We start from the raw sequence: 13435 nt of genomic DNA, 5'->3' as shown, positions 1-13435 counted from the left end.
TTCCCCTCCTACATTATCCCCTTTTCTTTTGCTCTCTCATAAAGAACTGTACGACTTACACCAGTAACTTCACATATCTTCTTAACAGTGTAGCCATTCTCTTCACGATTAGTAAGCAGCTCTAAAGCATGCTCCATTTTAGGATTTTTATCACCGTATTTTTTAGGTCTTCCCTTATATACGCCACGTTGTTTAGCAAGATCTATACCTTCTCGCTGGCGCATCTTAAGCAAATCCCTTTCTAACTGGTTAACGCCAGCCATTACAGTGAGTAGGAAAGTACTATATGGATTATCACTTGTCGTATCAAGCCAGGTATCTTTTATTGATTTAATCGAAGCTCCTTTACTCTTAATAACTTCAATTAGTTCAAATAAATCCTTTGTACTACGACTGATACGTGTTAAATCGGTAACTACAATCGTGTCACCTTCTTGTAAATTATCAAGCATCAATTGAAGTTCTTCTCTGTTTGTTGTTGCTCCGCTTGTTTTCTCTTCATACACATGATCACATCCATAATCATTCAGCTGTTTCAATTGCCTAGCTAAATTTTGTTCTTGTGTAGAAACGCGAGCATAACCAATTATCATAATATCTTCCCCTTTGTCCGTTAACGTGTTCGGAAATTAATTCTAAGTACATAATAACATTTATTTTCCGTATATGTAAACAGGACATTAAGAAGTATAATAAATTCGTTTGCTCTTTTATGTCCGTATAGGGTAGACCTAAATAGGACGTTTTAACTATCTCTATTTTATTTCGAATAGCGCGGCAACGGTACTACATATATGAACACATTTTAGGGAGGTTTTACTATGAAAATTAAAAAGACAGAATTAGAAAATGAAACGATCACTTCAGAATTTAAATTAACAGGATTAATCTTTGCTATCGCTGACTTAGTCCGAGCTCTCCATGAAGCAGGAATCATTTGATTCTTGCTTTTCTTTTTCGTTCGTTGTGTTCGTTTGTTTTGTTAGGATTTATACATACACCAAGTGAAGAATAACATGTAAATTGTGACACACACTATCAAAAGTATTTGTATGTTTTCGCTCATCCCCTCACCCCTAACCTCTACTTACCTGACAGATAATCAACCCACTCAACTTGTTTCTTCAATTCCTCATCAGACATATTCTCTAATCCTTTAAGAGTGTAATTTTCCCCAAACTCTTTTCCACCCTCAATGACGAATCGAATCATTTCTTCTCTAGTCATCCCTTCACCCCTAATCCTTATTAATCAGGATAATTGCAGGACCATCAACAACAATACCACCAACCTCAATCTTTTCATAAGGCTCTACTTGGATTGTCGCAACGCCTTCACGCTCCTCTAATTCTTCACTCAAGTCTTTCGTTGATACGTTCTTTAAGTCCATTTCTTTCCCTCCTTATCGTTATAAACTTCATAAACATCATCTTCTTCGTTATCCCAAAACCCATAAACCTCTCTATCCAATAAAGTAGGCTTATCCTTATCTTTCCTTAACAACAAACAAGACGCCCACCAAATCACGGCAGCGCCTAAGATAATTGCTATTGCTTGCATCTCTTCTTAGCCTCTTCTACTATCGATACAGCGTATTCTTTCGAAATTCCTCTAGCTATAATCTTCTCAATCAGTTCTTCCTCTTTCGCACTTCCGTCTTTAAGACTCATACTCAAAGACAATATAAAACCTTCCATAAAGGAATCTATGTTAACCAATAGTAATCCTCCCATTCAACTTCACGTTTAATGTGTAATTTCTATATAACAAAGAAAAAAGCACCCGTTATGGATGCTTAATACTTAATTACGATTGACGATTGAAGTAATAATCCGATTTTCCAGAGCATTCAGGAATTCGGCATCGGTACTGAGCTTTTTCTACTGCGATTCGGCGATTATTCTCCAAAATTGCAGTATTATTTGACTTAATAATGTCTGCTTCCCACCCACAATGCTTGCATTCCATTATTGCTCTTTTAAAACCTTCTTCAATGATAAATTCATTCATTCTATTCACTTCTTTCTATAGTAGTTAACTTATTTAAACGACTATAGACTAATCTGTCAAGCTGATTACTCTCAACCTTCTCCAAGCCACCGCATCATGTAATGTTTTAGCTCTTATTAGCTACGCGCTTTACGTTCGGTGACTGGGAGAAGAATAGGAATCAACAGCTTCCCTCACTAAACCAACTTGAGGGAATTGAACCCTCACCTTCGCGAATATGCACCTTACACCATCGTTGATTTAGCTAGGGAAACAGTCGAAACTATTTCCTTTTTATGCTCCGTAGAGTCGGTCAATACTTCAGCTTTCGCCTTTGCTGACCATTTTCGTTTGATAACGTGATTATATCCAAGACGTATATCTTTCTTCCGACGCCTTGTTTGAACTAACATATTTTCAAGGGGATGGAGAGGAGGCTCCACTATGTTAGTTCAAACAAAGAGCGGAACTCTTTGCTCGTTTTGTTGTTTAAAAGAAGAACCATGACTTACATTAGTAATTGTCGTGAGCAACTCCGTATAAAACAATTGAAACTTCTTTTATAACATGTAATTCATTTAATTTAACAGACCAATATCCCATTTGTAAAAAGATCCAGTTTTAACATTGAAATCAAGAAATCACATGACAGATGTGTTTTTACTACCTATGAGCCTACAAACGAAAGGCGGTACGCTTATACACTCATTGAGAAGTAAAACAGCATGACGAATGCGAGTTATCTCACACCCGCCACACTGGAATATGTCATTGTTAATCATTTAAGGGAATCTTACCACCCTTACGGCGAGATTCTTACCGCCCATGCCCGCCCTGCCGCGGTATACGTTAAGGAGTACTAATCCTCTTCGATATGCGGTTGTCAAAGGGCTGTCCAAAGCTCGTTAATAAGCTTGTAAGATAATGATAATTTGAAAACCGCATTCATTTGTTCCTCACTTTCTTCCGTATTTGTTCCCATTTTGTTCCCGATTTTTTATTTACTTAAATCATACGTAATGCTGTCGCAATTGCCATAATCGCACTTTTCTTTTGATAATAATACCACTTATGCTCTAACATCATTTGAGCCTTAATTAATGTGTCATTCATTACCCCACCTTTTAAATACTTCCGTTCAATAATCTCTCTTTGTTCAAGATCTAATGAGTGGTCTAGTGCTCTTTTAATCTGTAAGTACTTATAATCATTCAATTTCCTTGTATCACGTAATTCAGGGAATAACTGAATACTTTCCCTCTCGCACTCAGTTTGATTCTCCATACGTACAGCTAGAGCCTTATAATCACGTAACACCTTCACTACTGCTTTTTGAATTAACTTATACTCCTTGTCATCGATTTCTGGAAAGAATGCTAATTGCTCCATCTGTAATCCCCCTATTTCGAATTTTGTTTTTTACATTCACATCAGGTACGTGAAATTTTACTATCTCTTTGTTGAATAAGGGAAACATGCATAGCGAGTAGCCCCCACCATCCACTCTGCATGGTTCCGTTATCCATTTATCCTTCTAATCCCCAACAACTTAAGTACCAGTTATATACTCTTCCGTCTACACTACCTACACTTCTGTTGAATTTTACATCACTGTTAAATAATTCATTAAGTTCTTCTACTACTTTTTTAACTATAGAAACATCTTTGGAGTACGCTAAGTAAACATAAAAGTGACCGCAACCTGCAACCCTAACCATTACTTTACTATCGCAAACTTCCTTCAATTTCTTTCTCAGCTCTGTAATAAACATTTCTTCACCCTCCATTAAGCTTTTAATAATTTTCGTTTCTTGTTGGCCATCTTCTCTTTTGCTGCTTCAATGTTATTTGCTACTTTCTTATGGTCCTGATCAAATTGAATCATTCCATCAAACATAACTGGTGCTACCGCTTCATCAATGTATTGTAAGTAATCCACTGGCGCTCGTTCTGTCTGCTCTACTAAGTATCCATAAATATCAAAGTCCGCTCTTGATATAGACTTCTTGCCATTTGGTTGATGTGACATCCTTACGTAAGACTGAACAACTGATGCAGGTACAAGGAATACTGTTTGATCCTTACTGAACTCTATAAGGAAGAAACAAATCGCGCCCATCTTTTCTGCTTTCTCCAGGTAATCTAATTGATGTTGTGCAATGTTACTTAAATCAAATCGTGTAAGGCTCTGTGTTGATTTCGCTTCAAATGCTACTGCTCGTCCTTTATATACGCCGTCATAGTCTACTGTACTTTTAGCTTCATAGAATCCACTTAGGACACGGCCACCTTTACTTTTTAACACCTTCACAGGAGTTGCACGCTTATTTATAAGCGCCACTCCCTCCCTTTGATACATTTCATTCGATAGATTAATAAGCTTTTCAAACGCCATTCCGCGGTTTCCTAGTCCCATCTTTATTCCTCCATTTCCTCTTTACACTCTTCAAGAAAATCAATAACTTCCTGAACATGCTCCTTTGTTGTCATACTCTCCATTACGTGTCCTTCATCGTTGTAAACATTGACCTTACTTCCTGTAAACTCCATTCCGCACATTCCATCTGCACCTAATAGCTTTACGTTACCTTCCATTCTTTTAACCTCACTTTCTCTTAAAATGTCTTAAATGCTCTTTCTTTGGTGCTTCTGTATTCCATAAAATGTACATTAATAATTTGATGTAATATTTAATGTGATATTTCATTCATGTCTCTCCTATAAAAGGGTTATTTATTCAGACTCTCTATATCAACATCTATAAATGTGTTCTCAGCAAACCACTTAAGCTTATAATCTTTTGATTCTATAGACATCTCGCCAATTTCCTTTTTGTAGATCACCTTTGAAATAATTCCATCTTCACCACGTATATAAATATGTTCAAGACCAAATGGGTCTTTTTCTATCTTCACCAACTGAAGCCAATTTGTTTTCATACGATCCAATGCTTCGAAACCTGTATATGTTTTTACATATTCTGTTTTAGCATCTTGAATTACTGCGACATCTGTTCCTGATTCTCCGCAATCTTTACATATCCATCTAACTTGTGGTGGATATGTAAACAACATTTTATTTTCATACACTTTTTGGTGTTTACATAACTTATTCATTACAATCTACCTTTCTATTAAAAGGATTATTTTGTTAGGTTTTGATTCTCATAGATGTTTCCGATTACTTCTCCATCTTCTATATACATCAAATGAAGTCCATATAAATATTCATCATCTCTGAAAAGCTGAAACATTCCGTTATAAAACTTAACAACCAGATTTTCAGGTAATGGTCCGGAGTTTTCAAAAGTTAACTTATTTACTCTTACAATATCCCCTTCGCAAATTTCCTTACCATTCTTGTCTTTTAGACCTGTGTATTGCATCCATTCGTAATCGGTGTAGCAATTTATATCCGCAATTTTATAATTAAGTGCCATATCACTGAACTGTTTAAATTCTTTATCCCACGCACGAAACTTAATTTCTCTCATCTTAATCTTCCTCCCCTGAATAAAACTCAAAATTCCGTCAATACTGTAGATACATTGTTATCTTTCTCCGATTTTTTTACATGAGCAGTTAGCTTTTGCTAGCTGCTCTTTTTAATTCATGCAACTCTTTTTCAAGTTCCTCAATACGCTCGTCCATTATTTGGATATCATCTTTTAAAAACTCATTTTCTTCACGTATCTTTTGCCGTTCTTTTGCTAGTTCGCTATATTCATGGTAATTAGCTTTGATAATATCTTTTCGTTTCTCATTCGCGTTTATTTTGCTATTCACTTTTTCTACCAATCCCGTAACTAGACCAATAATCCAACCTAGTAAAAATATGAACGTATACCCCACCGGATCACCTACTTTTCTACAAAATGAAATTTTTATACTAATCTCTTTGCTATCTCATGGATGACTGTCTCAGTCACTGAGTTTCCGGATTGTTTATAAAGCTGAGAATCTGAGTTTACTTCCTGTGCCTTATCAAAAGCCCAATCCGGAAAGCCCTGGAGTCTCCAACATTCTCTTGGGGTTAATCTTCTAATTCGATAAGGTGGTTTGTTTTCGATTGTTGCTTGATTACAGGACGTATCCAATGTTTGAGCAATTCCTTTACCAACCCGTCCTCTTCTTGTTTTTGAATTCAGGACGGAATATTTTATACTGTCACCTTTTATATCTAAATTACTAGCAATCATTATTTGTTTTGGTTGTTTATAATCCGTAGCGCTTAAAGCTCCAACAATTCCCGAGATTTCATGTACAGAGTGCCGATAGTTTGTACCTAACGCGTTATGGTTCTTTGTTGAACCTACAATTTTAATACCAGGCGTTTCGTAACTTCCTCTGATAGGAAATACTTCTCGTCTACTTCGTCCTCTAAGATGTCCGATAATGAACACCCTCTCACGGTTTTGTGGGACTCCGAAATCTTTGCTGTTAAGTACTTGCCATTCCGCATCATACCCCAATTCATCAAGCGTGGAGAGGATTGTTCTAAATGTGTTCCCTCCGTCGTGATTGAGTAGGCCTTTGACGTTCTCAAGGAATAAATATTGTGGTTGGATTTCTTTGGCGAATCTAGCAATTTCGAAGAACAAAGTTCCTCTAGTTTCTGCGAATCCCAATCGCTTTCCGGCAATGCTGAAGGCTTGGCAAGGGAATCCTCCACAGATAACATCGACTTTTCCTCTAAATAATCGTAGTTCCTCGTTTGTAACGGTTGTAATGTCATGTGCCGTCCACTCTCCTTCAGTATTATGTATTGCTTCATATGATTTTCTAGCAAACTTGTCCCATTCTACATATCCAAGGCATTTATGACCTGCTTGTTCCATTCCTAATCTAAAACCACCAATTCCGGCGAATAAGTCTATAAAAGTAAGACTCATATCACCACCTCGCTTTCTAATAAAATATCGTTTACTTAACTCCTGTACTCCCAAAACCACCTGTGCCTCTCTCACTAACCGATAACTCATCCACTTCAACAAAATTAGCTGTTTCCACTGGCGCTATGACACCTTGAGCAATACGTTCGCCTTTGCGGATAATATAAGACCCCTCTTGGTGTAACCCATCCACTCGAGCAAATTCATCATCAATAGTTCGTAAATAATCCGTCATTGTTCCTATTAATGATCTTGAATTTTTTGTTATAACTCCAACCTCTCCACGATACGACGAATCAACCGTTCCAAGGATTACTATTAAATCTGTGTTAAGTGATATTCCACTTCTTGGTCTCACCTGTAACTCGTATCCCGACGGAATTTCAAGAGATAATCCTGTTGGTACAACCTCTGTTGCTTCTGGCCATATAATCGTGTCCTCCGCTGCAACTAGATCAAAACCCGAATCCCCAGGTTTCGCATATCGCGGTAGCTCTACATCTTTCACTCGCTTAATCTTCACTCGTAAATTCATTCCGTTACGCCCCTTTTAGTAGCATGATAATTTTATTTTTGCGATCAACTAATTCTGATAGATTTCTTTCTGATTTTTGTTTCTCCAGGTTTAACATGTGGATATGTAACTTCGTGTTGCTAACATCGCTTTGAACACTTTTTAATTCTGATTCGAGTTGAATTCTCGTTTCTTTCTTCATGCAATCCCTCCTACAAACCTATCGCTGACATGATTTTCCCAATATTTTCATCAAATCCAATTAACGGTTTATAATCCGTCGAACCTTCTTCCGGGTTAATAAGAAATGTAGGTAGCGAATTCGATTTTAATTGTTCCGTTAAAAATTTATAATCATGCTCATTTTCATCTACATTCCTTTCGATCAATTCCACATTTTCTTTTATATCCGGCGGCAGGTCTGCAAGACGCTCCTTTGCAGCTTTGCATTTCCCACATGTGTTTCCTGTATACATAACGATCTTAGTTGCCATTCTCTTCATTCTCCTTCGCATCATTAATTAATTTAGTAATTTCATAAACGCCGTTTTCGATTGGTTTCATTGTTCAATTCCCTCTTCTCTTAATATTTGTTTTAAAGCGTCTTCCCAAGATATTAACTCCTCTGACATTAGCTTCATTGCCGCATTAGTTATTTCTTCATTTGTCATTCTTTCCATCTCCTTTTATTAGTTTCCATAACTCTTTTTCATCCATTTCATAAAGCTGACGTCCAGTATTTTCTTCCTTGTAAATCCCTTTATGCAGTAGTACTTCTATGTAAATTCGCTTTTTGTTCACGATCGAAATACCTCTTACTTTTCACTACTGGAATTGTCATTGCATCTTCTTTGCTCCATCCTTTATGGACTCTCTGGTAATACGTGTTTTCGCTTATTCCATTTTTAATTGCTATAGCCGCGTTACTGCTTCTTTCAATTGACTTTTTCGTCGCTGCTTCCATTGGATCGCATTCTAAATCCATAACTCTTTTATAAAATGTTTGATAAGTAATCCCGTTGCTTTTAGCGATTTTTAATTCTTTCTTATATTTATTAGAAAACCTCTTATACTTTAATGGTTGCGTCGCTGCTTCATAGGGCGTCATTCCTCTTCTGAGACGAGAGTAAAAGGCTTCACTTCCAATACCATTGTCTAATGCAATCTGAAACTCTACGCTGTATTTGTTGCACTTAACAGCAGCTTCATGAGGATCCATTCCATCTTTTATTCTCCTTTTATAAGCGGCATAACTAATTCCGTTTAATTCAGCTAACAGCATTAAAGCGCGATCTGTTTTTTTATTTTTGGTATTATGAAGAGGTTTCGTAATAGCTTTCTCTATCGACCAACCATATTCGTTCACACGTTGATATACATTTTTCTTTGAAATACCGTTTCTATTTGCGATTAAATACTGCTCGTCTGTGATGTATATTGTCATTTAGGTATCCTCCTTACTCTTGATGATATTTCTGCTGCTTCTTTATTGGTCAACCTCGGAACAGTAGCAGCCTCAAATGGCTCCCAAAAAGATTCTTTTATACGTTTGCGGAATAACCGGTACCCAATCCCGTTTTTCTCCGCAATTTCTAACTCTTTCTTATACTTTTTCGTGAATGATTCATTTACTGGCCATGTGATAGCTTTTGATATGTTCCAACCACGTATAATCCGTTGGTCTACATTCCTTTTGTTAATTCCATTGCTCTTAGCTATTTCATATTGTTCCCAAGTAGGGATTGGAAGGTAATTATTATCCACCACCATCTTCCTCCTAATCTAGCTCCATAATTTCTTTCAGGGTCCGATCTGAGATATACGTGTTAATAATCTCGATACGTCCGTATTTATCTTTAGCCATTCCCACGGCTTCGCTCTCTGACTTCGCTTCAAACCATCTGAGCTTCCATTTATCATCCTTATCGTAAAACTCGACCGAATACGTTATAACGCTAGGTTTTGCAAGAAATCTCTCTGCCGTACTCTTTGCTGTGTAATCGAAACTTCCAACAACATCCTCCAGTGTTAGTTGTTTCATGCTCCCAACCCCATCGGACGCGACTTAATAATATTTTTGTCTGCCTGATCCATAATCAAAGCGGCAATTTCTAATTGATGTCTTCCCAACTCTTTTGCAATTTCAAGGATCCCTTTGCCTTCCTTCCACATTTCCTGCAATCGAATCACTTCGCTTTCATCAAACAACAAGTCCAAATCTTCTAAAGCGATATATAAGTTACGACGTGACTTTTTCATGTATTTTTTCTCTTGCAAAACCATCGTGTAATTTTCTTTATCTACTTCCGTTTCAAGTTTTGGCATATCTTTCCCCTCCGTTATGAATCGAATCTTCTTTCTAGATTTACGAACTTCCCGTATTCCTTAATGAATGCCAATTCTACTGATCCAACCGGGCCGTTCCTTTGCTTCCCTATAATGATTTCGATTGTGTTTTTGTTTTCTGTCTCTCTGTCGTAATAATCTTCGCGATATAGGAACGCTATGACGTCCGCATCCTGCTCTATTTGCCCGCTCTCGCGTAAATCTGACATCATAGGCCTTTTGTCTTGACGTTGTTCTACACCACGGCTTAGCTGAGATAGAGCAACCACACATATATTTAATTGGCGAGCCATCGTTTTCAGCGTCCGGCTAATCTCTGCAATCTCTGCTTGTCTGTTTCCTTTATGTACCGGATTCCCTGTTATGAGTTGTAAGTAGTCAATGATCACCATGATTTGTCTGCCTGGGAACTCATCGCATAACTTTTTAACCTTCGACCATATAAAGTTTGTTGTTATCCCTGCATCGTCAAAGATTCGAATATTTTTGTTGTTTAAAACTCCCATAGCTTGCGTTAACTTCGTCCAATCTTCTGGGTTTAGCTCGCCTGTTTTCATGCGATTCCCATCAATATTCCCGTTTATGCTAACCATTCTCTTCAGTAGTTCCTTTTGTCCCATTTCAAGCGAGAAGATAGCGACTACATCACCTTCACCTTGCTCTCCTGCTGCATTGCTTCCTACATTTAAACAGAATGCTGTTTTACCTACCGATGGTCTTGCTGCAACAATTATTAACTCCTGTGGTTTAAATCCTGCCGTCATGCGGTTTAATTCAGTGAATCCTGTATCCATTCCAGCCAATCCACGAACTGGATTTTCTAACTCGCCGAAAACTTCTATAAGTCCATCCTTGATTCGCCCGTCACTGTTCTTGTCTTCCCTACTTAAATTCAGTAACGCTGCCATTTGTGTTTGTATAGCAAGCTCCGTATCATTCCCGCTATGAACTGCCTGTTTTAGCGCTTCTGTATTTCTAACAACCTCTCGATCTCGCCATTTACTCCACACGATTTTTTCATAGTATTTAATATTAGAAGTGCTTGGTGTCGATTCAGATAATTGAGCAAGATAACCAATTCCACCAACATCTTCTATAAGCCCTTTCTCAGCCAATCTAGCGGTCATCGTTACGAAGTCTACTGGTTCGTTTCCGCTATCGATTTCGAGCATTGTACGGAAGATATGGACGTGCTGAGGACGATACATCTGCTCAGGTTGTAAATTAATATCTTTTATCTTGTCTGGATCTAAAATTAGTCCTCCCAGAAGACCTTGCTCCGCTTGGATGCTATATAACCCCTCGTAATCTAAAGTGTGATTCACTGTCTTCCCCTCCGTTTAATCCCCAATATCTTCGCTATTTCTTTTAAATGCTTTTCCCGTTCCTCTTGCGGCGCCACATCTTTGCTATTTTCATCCCACTGATTGAACATTGATTTTGTCTCCGCGACAGTTGGCCCTGTATATTTCACTTCATGATCTTCTTTTAATAAGTCCGCTGGTTTAGGAGGAAATTGATTGTATTTTGCATAGTTAGAAAGGTTTTTTAGCATTTCCTCATATTCTTGTTCCGATAGAATAGTAGTCCATAAATCAATTTTTATTTGTGTCACTTCAAATATTGGATACAATGCACTAATTGCTTTTAATAATTCAAACGTCTGCTTCTTATTCAAGGTCAAAATCCTCCTCTCTTAATTCCTTTTTACCTTTAACGACTTTAGGCTGAGTTTTCGCCTTCTCTTTCTTGATCTTTACTACTAATGCATCAAACTGTTTTCTTAACTTAGATGGCGAAAGAATGTTAGTACTCCAGAAGTCATCCTTTTGCGTCCAGTTAATAAGGTATTTAATCGCTTCATCCGTTCTATTATCTTTTTCTCTCATTAAACGGAAGTCATTAGCCCATTTTTCTAAGTTAGGTTCTTTTGCTGATGGGTTGTTTAGTAACATTAATTCGAATAACAATTTCGCATTCTCTAGGTCGGAAGTTGCAAACTTTTGACAAGAAGTCTTTTTCTTTGTTGTATTCTCTGTAGTATTCTCTGTTAAAGATTGTGACAAATTGTTAGAATCCATAGTTACATTTTGTGACTTTCCATTGTTACAATTTGTTACTATCCAATCTACCAATTTGTCATAATCCAATTTGTAGTGAAGAGTCGGTGCCCCGTTTGCCTTCATCAACTTAGTATCAACAAGTCCCATTTCTTTTAATTTCGCTGTAGAGTAACTAACCTGACGTTTGGTTAAACAGATTTCTTCTTGCCATTCCTTATGTGATTTATAGAAATAACCGTCTGTTCTTTTCGATTTATCACTATAAAATACGATTTGGTTTAAAAGCACTGCCGTTGTAAGATCGCCTGTTAATTTGATGAACAGTTTTGGCACAACAACTATATTTTCTTGTCCACTTATTTGAGAAATAATAGTACGTATCGTGTTGTAATTACTCATTTAGTTCACCTTCTTCATCCAACATTCATAACTTGCACGATCTTCCATGCCTGTGAATCGAATTTTGTCCTTCCCTTTGAACTTTCCATCGTTATAAAATGTCTTTTCTGCTCTGTACACTTTTGTTATTGGCGTTACATAGTCATAACCCCGTTTCTCTAAATCACGAACTGCTGTTAACATTTCTTTCATCGATCCACGTCTTACTGGCACTTGGAACATCATGTTTCCTCCCGTTCACATATTGCAAATCCTTTCGATACTTTCAGGACCCTATAACCTGGGTAGCGTTTTGGATTTATATATTTCAGTACATTTTGTTTTACTTCGTCTGTTGATTTGGCATCCTTCCAGCACCAAGCCGGAAGGAGTACCTTACTTTGTTTTCCAATCATTGTTCAAATACAATTTCTGATTGTTCTTGGCTTGTTGTTTCTTCATTTGTTTCTTCTGCTTCAATAAATTCTGGTTCTGCTGTAATATCTTTTCGAACCACTTCGTCATGTTGCGCCTGTGTTTGAACCTCGATACTAATTGGAAGATATTTAAACATCGATCTAACGACTGTTTTCTTTGCCATTTCTTCATAATCACTTTTCCAAGGGCCAAAGTCTTTCGATTTAGAACGACCACGACGCTTTTCAATCTCGCTTGTTGGCATGAACTCCATTTGGTATCCACCGTCTTTAAAGTGAGCAACTGCGTAAGCCCCTATGAATGAACCTCGATCTCCAAATGAAGGTTTATGTGTCAATTTAGGATGTAACCCTAATTCGTATTCGAACTCGTCGTGTTCATAAACTGCATGAGCATAAATGCTTTGAATGTGACCTGAACGTCTTGCAAGGTCAATCATTCCTTTGTATCCGATGATGAATTGAACTTCCTTAACCCACTGTGGATTCTGTTTTGTACCTACGTTTTTGTTAAACGGAAGTAAGTAACAATGCCCAAGTAATCCTGGTTCCAATCCGAGTTGCACCGCTTGCATCACAGCCCCCATAAGAGAAGGAACAGTGCATTCTAATAAAGTTGGGTTAGTTCTTATTGTCGTAAGGGCAATACGGCTCATACGGTCCATATCCATGTGTTTCGGTAATACTTCTGCCATTCTTGGGCCCATTTTCTTCATATAAGCTTCAACCGTTTGTTCAGGGCTTGCAGGTTTATTTTCAGTGCGGTTTGCTAATTGGTTTTTAATAGTTTCATTGTTTGCCATTATTCATTTCCTCC

At 37.4% G+C, this 13435-nt stretch carries 27 protein-coding genes; all 27 read right to left on the bottom strand.

All coding sequences use genetic code 11. From position 1 onward, the window contains the following. Positions 1 to 8 precede the first annotated feature (8 nt). Positions 9 to 593, bottom strand: coding sequence for a recombinase family protein (locus MKX31_RS28630; RefSeq protein WP_340981953.1), 585 nt, complete (start codon positions 591 to 593; stop codon positions 9 to 11). Positions 594 to 1083: 490 nt separating this feature from the next. Further along, positions 1084 to 1227 (bottom strand): hypothetical protein, encoded by a 144-nt coding sequence (locus MKX31_RS28625; RefSeq protein WP_340981951.1) that lies wholly within the window; start codon positions 1225 to 1227, stop codon positions 1084 to 1086. Between the two features lie 10 nt (positions 1228 to 1237). Continuing rightward, the gene (locus tag MKX31_RS28620; protein WP_340981950.1) at positions 1238 to 1390 is read right to left on the bottom strand and encodes a BC1881 family protein; all 153 of its coding nucleotides are present in this window, start codon (positions 1388 to 1390) and stop codon (positions 1238 to 1240) included. Next, the gene (locus MKX31_RS28615) at positions 1381 to 1560 is read right to left on the bottom strand and encodes a hypothetical protein (RefSeq protein ID WP_340981949.1); all 180 of its coding nucleotides are present in this window, start codon (positions 1558 to 1560) and stop codon (positions 1381 to 1383) included. The genes MKX31_RS28620 and MKX31_RS28615 overlap by 10 nt, the downstream gene beginning before the upstream one ends. Further along, positions 1548 to 1718 (bottom strand): hypothetical protein, encoded by a 171-nt coding sequence (locus MKX31_RS28610; RefSeq protein WP_340981947.1) that lies wholly within the window; start codon positions 1716 to 1718, stop codon positions 1548 to 1550. Before MKX31_RS28610 ends, MKX31_RS28615 begins: the two co-directional genes overlap by 13 nt. 88 nt (positions 1719 to 1806) lie before the next feature. Further along, positions 1807 to 2010: a hypothetical protein gene (locus MKX31_RS28605; protein ID WP_340981946.1), complete on the bottom strand. Its 204-nt coding sequence runs from the start codon at positions 2008 to 2010 to the stop codon at positions 1807 to 1809. A 984-nt stretch (positions 2011 to 2994) separates the two neighbouring features. After that, complete coding sequence (locus MKX31_RS28600) at positions 2995 to 3378, bottom strand: hypothetical protein (protein ID WP_000436121.1); 384 nt, start codon at positions 3376 to 3378, stop codon at positions 2995 to 2997. Between the two features lie 137 nt (positions 3379 to 3515). Next, on the bottom strand, positions 3516 to 3761 hold the full coding sequence (locus MKX31_RS28595; protein WP_154131783.1) for a hypothetical protein: 246 nt from the start codon (positions 3759 to 3761) through the stop codon (positions 3516 to 3518). 14 nt (positions 3762 to 3775) lie between these two features. Next, positions 3776 to 4405 carry a Holliday junction resolvase RecU gene (locus MKX31_RS28590; RefSeq protein ID WP_340981944.1) on the bottom strand — a complete coding sequence of 210 codons (630 nt, stop codon included), beginning with the start codon at positions 4403 to 4405 and terminating at the stop codon, positions 3776 to 3778. Positions 4406 to 4407: 2 nt separating this feature from the next. Further along, positions 4408 to 4584, bottom strand: a complete 177-nt coding sequence (locus tag MKX31_RS28585; RefSeq protein ID WP_340981942.1) for a hypothetical protein — start codon at positions 4582 to 4584, stop codon at positions 4408 to 4410. A gap of 134 nt (positions 4585 to 4718) precedes the next feature. Continuing rightward, the gene (locus tag MKX31_RS28580) at positions 4719 to 5105 is read right to left on the bottom strand and encodes a hypothetical protein (protein ID WP_340981941.1); all 387 of its coding nucleotides are present in this window, start codon (positions 5103 to 5105) and stop codon (positions 4719 to 4721) included. A gap of 26 nt (positions 5106 to 5131) precedes the next feature. Then, a complete protein-coding gene (locus MKX31_RS28575) occupies positions 5132 to 5482 on the bottom strand; it encodes a YopX family protein (RefSeq protein ID WP_340981940.1) in 351 nt (116 codons plus the stop codon). Between the two features lie 88 nt (positions 5483 to 5570). Continuing rightward, complete coding sequence (locus MKX31_RS28570; protein ID WP_445661311.1) at positions 5571 to 5840, bottom strand: hypothetical protein; 270 nt, start codon at positions 5838 to 5840, stop codon at positions 5571 to 5573. A gap of 32 nt (positions 5841 to 5872) precedes the next feature. Beyond that, a complete protein-coding gene (dcm, locus tag MKX31_RS28565; protein WP_340981938.1) occupies positions 5873 to 6880 on the bottom strand; it encodes a DNA (cytosine-5-)-methyltransferase in 1008 nt (335 codons plus the stop codon). Between the two features lie 31 nt (positions 6881 to 6911). Then, complete coding sequence (locus tag MKX31_RS28560; protein ID WP_340981936.1) at positions 6912 to 7415, bottom strand: dUTP diphosphatase; 504 nt, start codon at positions 7413 to 7415, stop codon at positions 6912 to 6914. A gap of 4 nt (positions 7416 to 7419) precedes the next feature. Further along, positions 7420 to 7596: a hypothetical protein gene (locus MKX31_RS28555; RefSeq protein ID WP_179861607.1), complete on the bottom strand. Its 177-nt coding sequence runs from the start codon at positions 7594 to 7596 to the stop codon at positions 7420 to 7422. 10 nt (positions 7597 to 7606) lie between these two features. Next, on the bottom strand, positions 7607 to 7888 hold the full coding sequence (locus tag MKX31_RS28550) for a glutaredoxin family protein (protein ID WP_340981934.1): 282 nt from the start codon (positions 7886 to 7888) through the stop codon (positions 7607 to 7609). Positions 7889 to 8054: 166 nt separating this feature from the next. Further along, positions 8055 to 8195, bottom strand: a complete 141-nt coding sequence (fbpA, locus tag MKX31_RS28545; RefSeq protein WP_340981933.1) for a Fur-regulated basic protein FbpA — start codon at positions 8193 to 8195, stop codon at positions 8055 to 8057. Continuing rightward, positions 8155 to 8838, bottom strand: a complete 684-nt coding sequence (locus MKX31_RS28540) for a hypothetical protein (RefSeq protein ID WP_340981932.1) — start codon at positions 8836 to 8838, stop codon at positions 8155 to 8157. The genes fbpA and MKX31_RS28540 overlap by 41 nt, the downstream gene beginning before the upstream one ends. Next, a complete protein-coding gene (locus MKX31_RS28535) occupies positions 8835 to 9158 on the bottom strand; it encodes a hypothetical protein (RefSeq protein WP_340981931.1) in 324 nt (107 codons plus the stop codon). Before MKX31_RS28535 ends, MKX31_RS28540 begins: the two co-directional genes overlap by 4 nt. A gap of 13 nt (positions 9159 to 9171) precedes the next feature. Then, positions 9172 to 9435 (bottom strand): hypothetical protein, encoded by a 264-nt coding sequence (locus MKX31_RS28530; protein ID WP_340981930.1) that lies wholly within the window; start codon positions 9433 to 9435, stop codon positions 9172 to 9174. After that, complete coding sequence (locus MKX31_RS28525) at positions 9432 to 9677, bottom strand: helix-turn-helix domain containing protein (RefSeq protein ID WP_445661314.1); 246 nt, start codon at positions 9675 to 9677, stop codon at positions 9432 to 9434. The genes MKX31_RS28530 and MKX31_RS28525 overlap by 4 nt, the downstream gene beginning before the upstream one ends. 56 nt (positions 9678 to 9733) lie before the next feature. Then, positions 9734 to 11065 carry a replicative DNA helicase gene (gene dnaB, locus MKX31_RS28520; protein WP_340981927.1) on the bottom strand — a complete coding sequence of 444 codons (1332 nt, stop codon included), beginning with the start codon at positions 11063 to 11065 and terminating at the stop codon, positions 9734 to 9736. Beyond that, positions 11062 to 11418: a replicative helicase loader/inhibitor gene (locus MKX31_RS28515; protein ID WP_340981926.1), complete on the bottom strand. Its 357-nt coding sequence runs from the start codon at positions 11416 to 11418 to the stop codon at positions 11062 to 11064. The genes dnaB and MKX31_RS28515 overlap by 4 nt, the downstream gene beginning before the upstream one ends. Continuing rightward, positions 11411 to 12202, bottom strand: a complete 792-nt coding sequence (locus MKX31_RS28510; protein WP_340981924.1) for a hypothetical protein — start codon at positions 12200 to 12202, stop codon at positions 11411 to 11413. Before MKX31_RS28510 ends, MKX31_RS28515 begins: the two co-directional genes overlap by 8 nt. Continuing rightward, on the bottom strand, positions 12203 to 12424 hold the full coding sequence (locus MKX31_RS28505) for a hypothetical protein (protein ID WP_078183713.1): 222 nt from the start codon (positions 12422 to 12424) through the stop codon (positions 12203 to 12205). It abuts the gene before it with no gap. 169 nt (positions 12425 to 12593) lie between these two features. Further along, complete coding sequence (gene recT, locus MKX31_RS28500) at positions 12594 to 13421, bottom strand: recombination protein RecT (RefSeq protein ID WP_340981923.1); 828 nt, start codon at positions 13419 to 13421, stop codon at positions 12594 to 12596. Positions 13422 to 13435 lie beyond the last annotated feature (14 nt).

Origin of the sequence: Bacillus sp. FSL M8-0063 (assembly GCF_038005545.1) — a bacterium.
GTDB lineage: Bacteria > Bacillota > Bacilli > Bacillales > Bacillaceae_G > Bacillus_A > Bacillus_A wiedmannii.
This window is presented reverse-complemented; position numbering and strand designations above follow the sequence as displayed.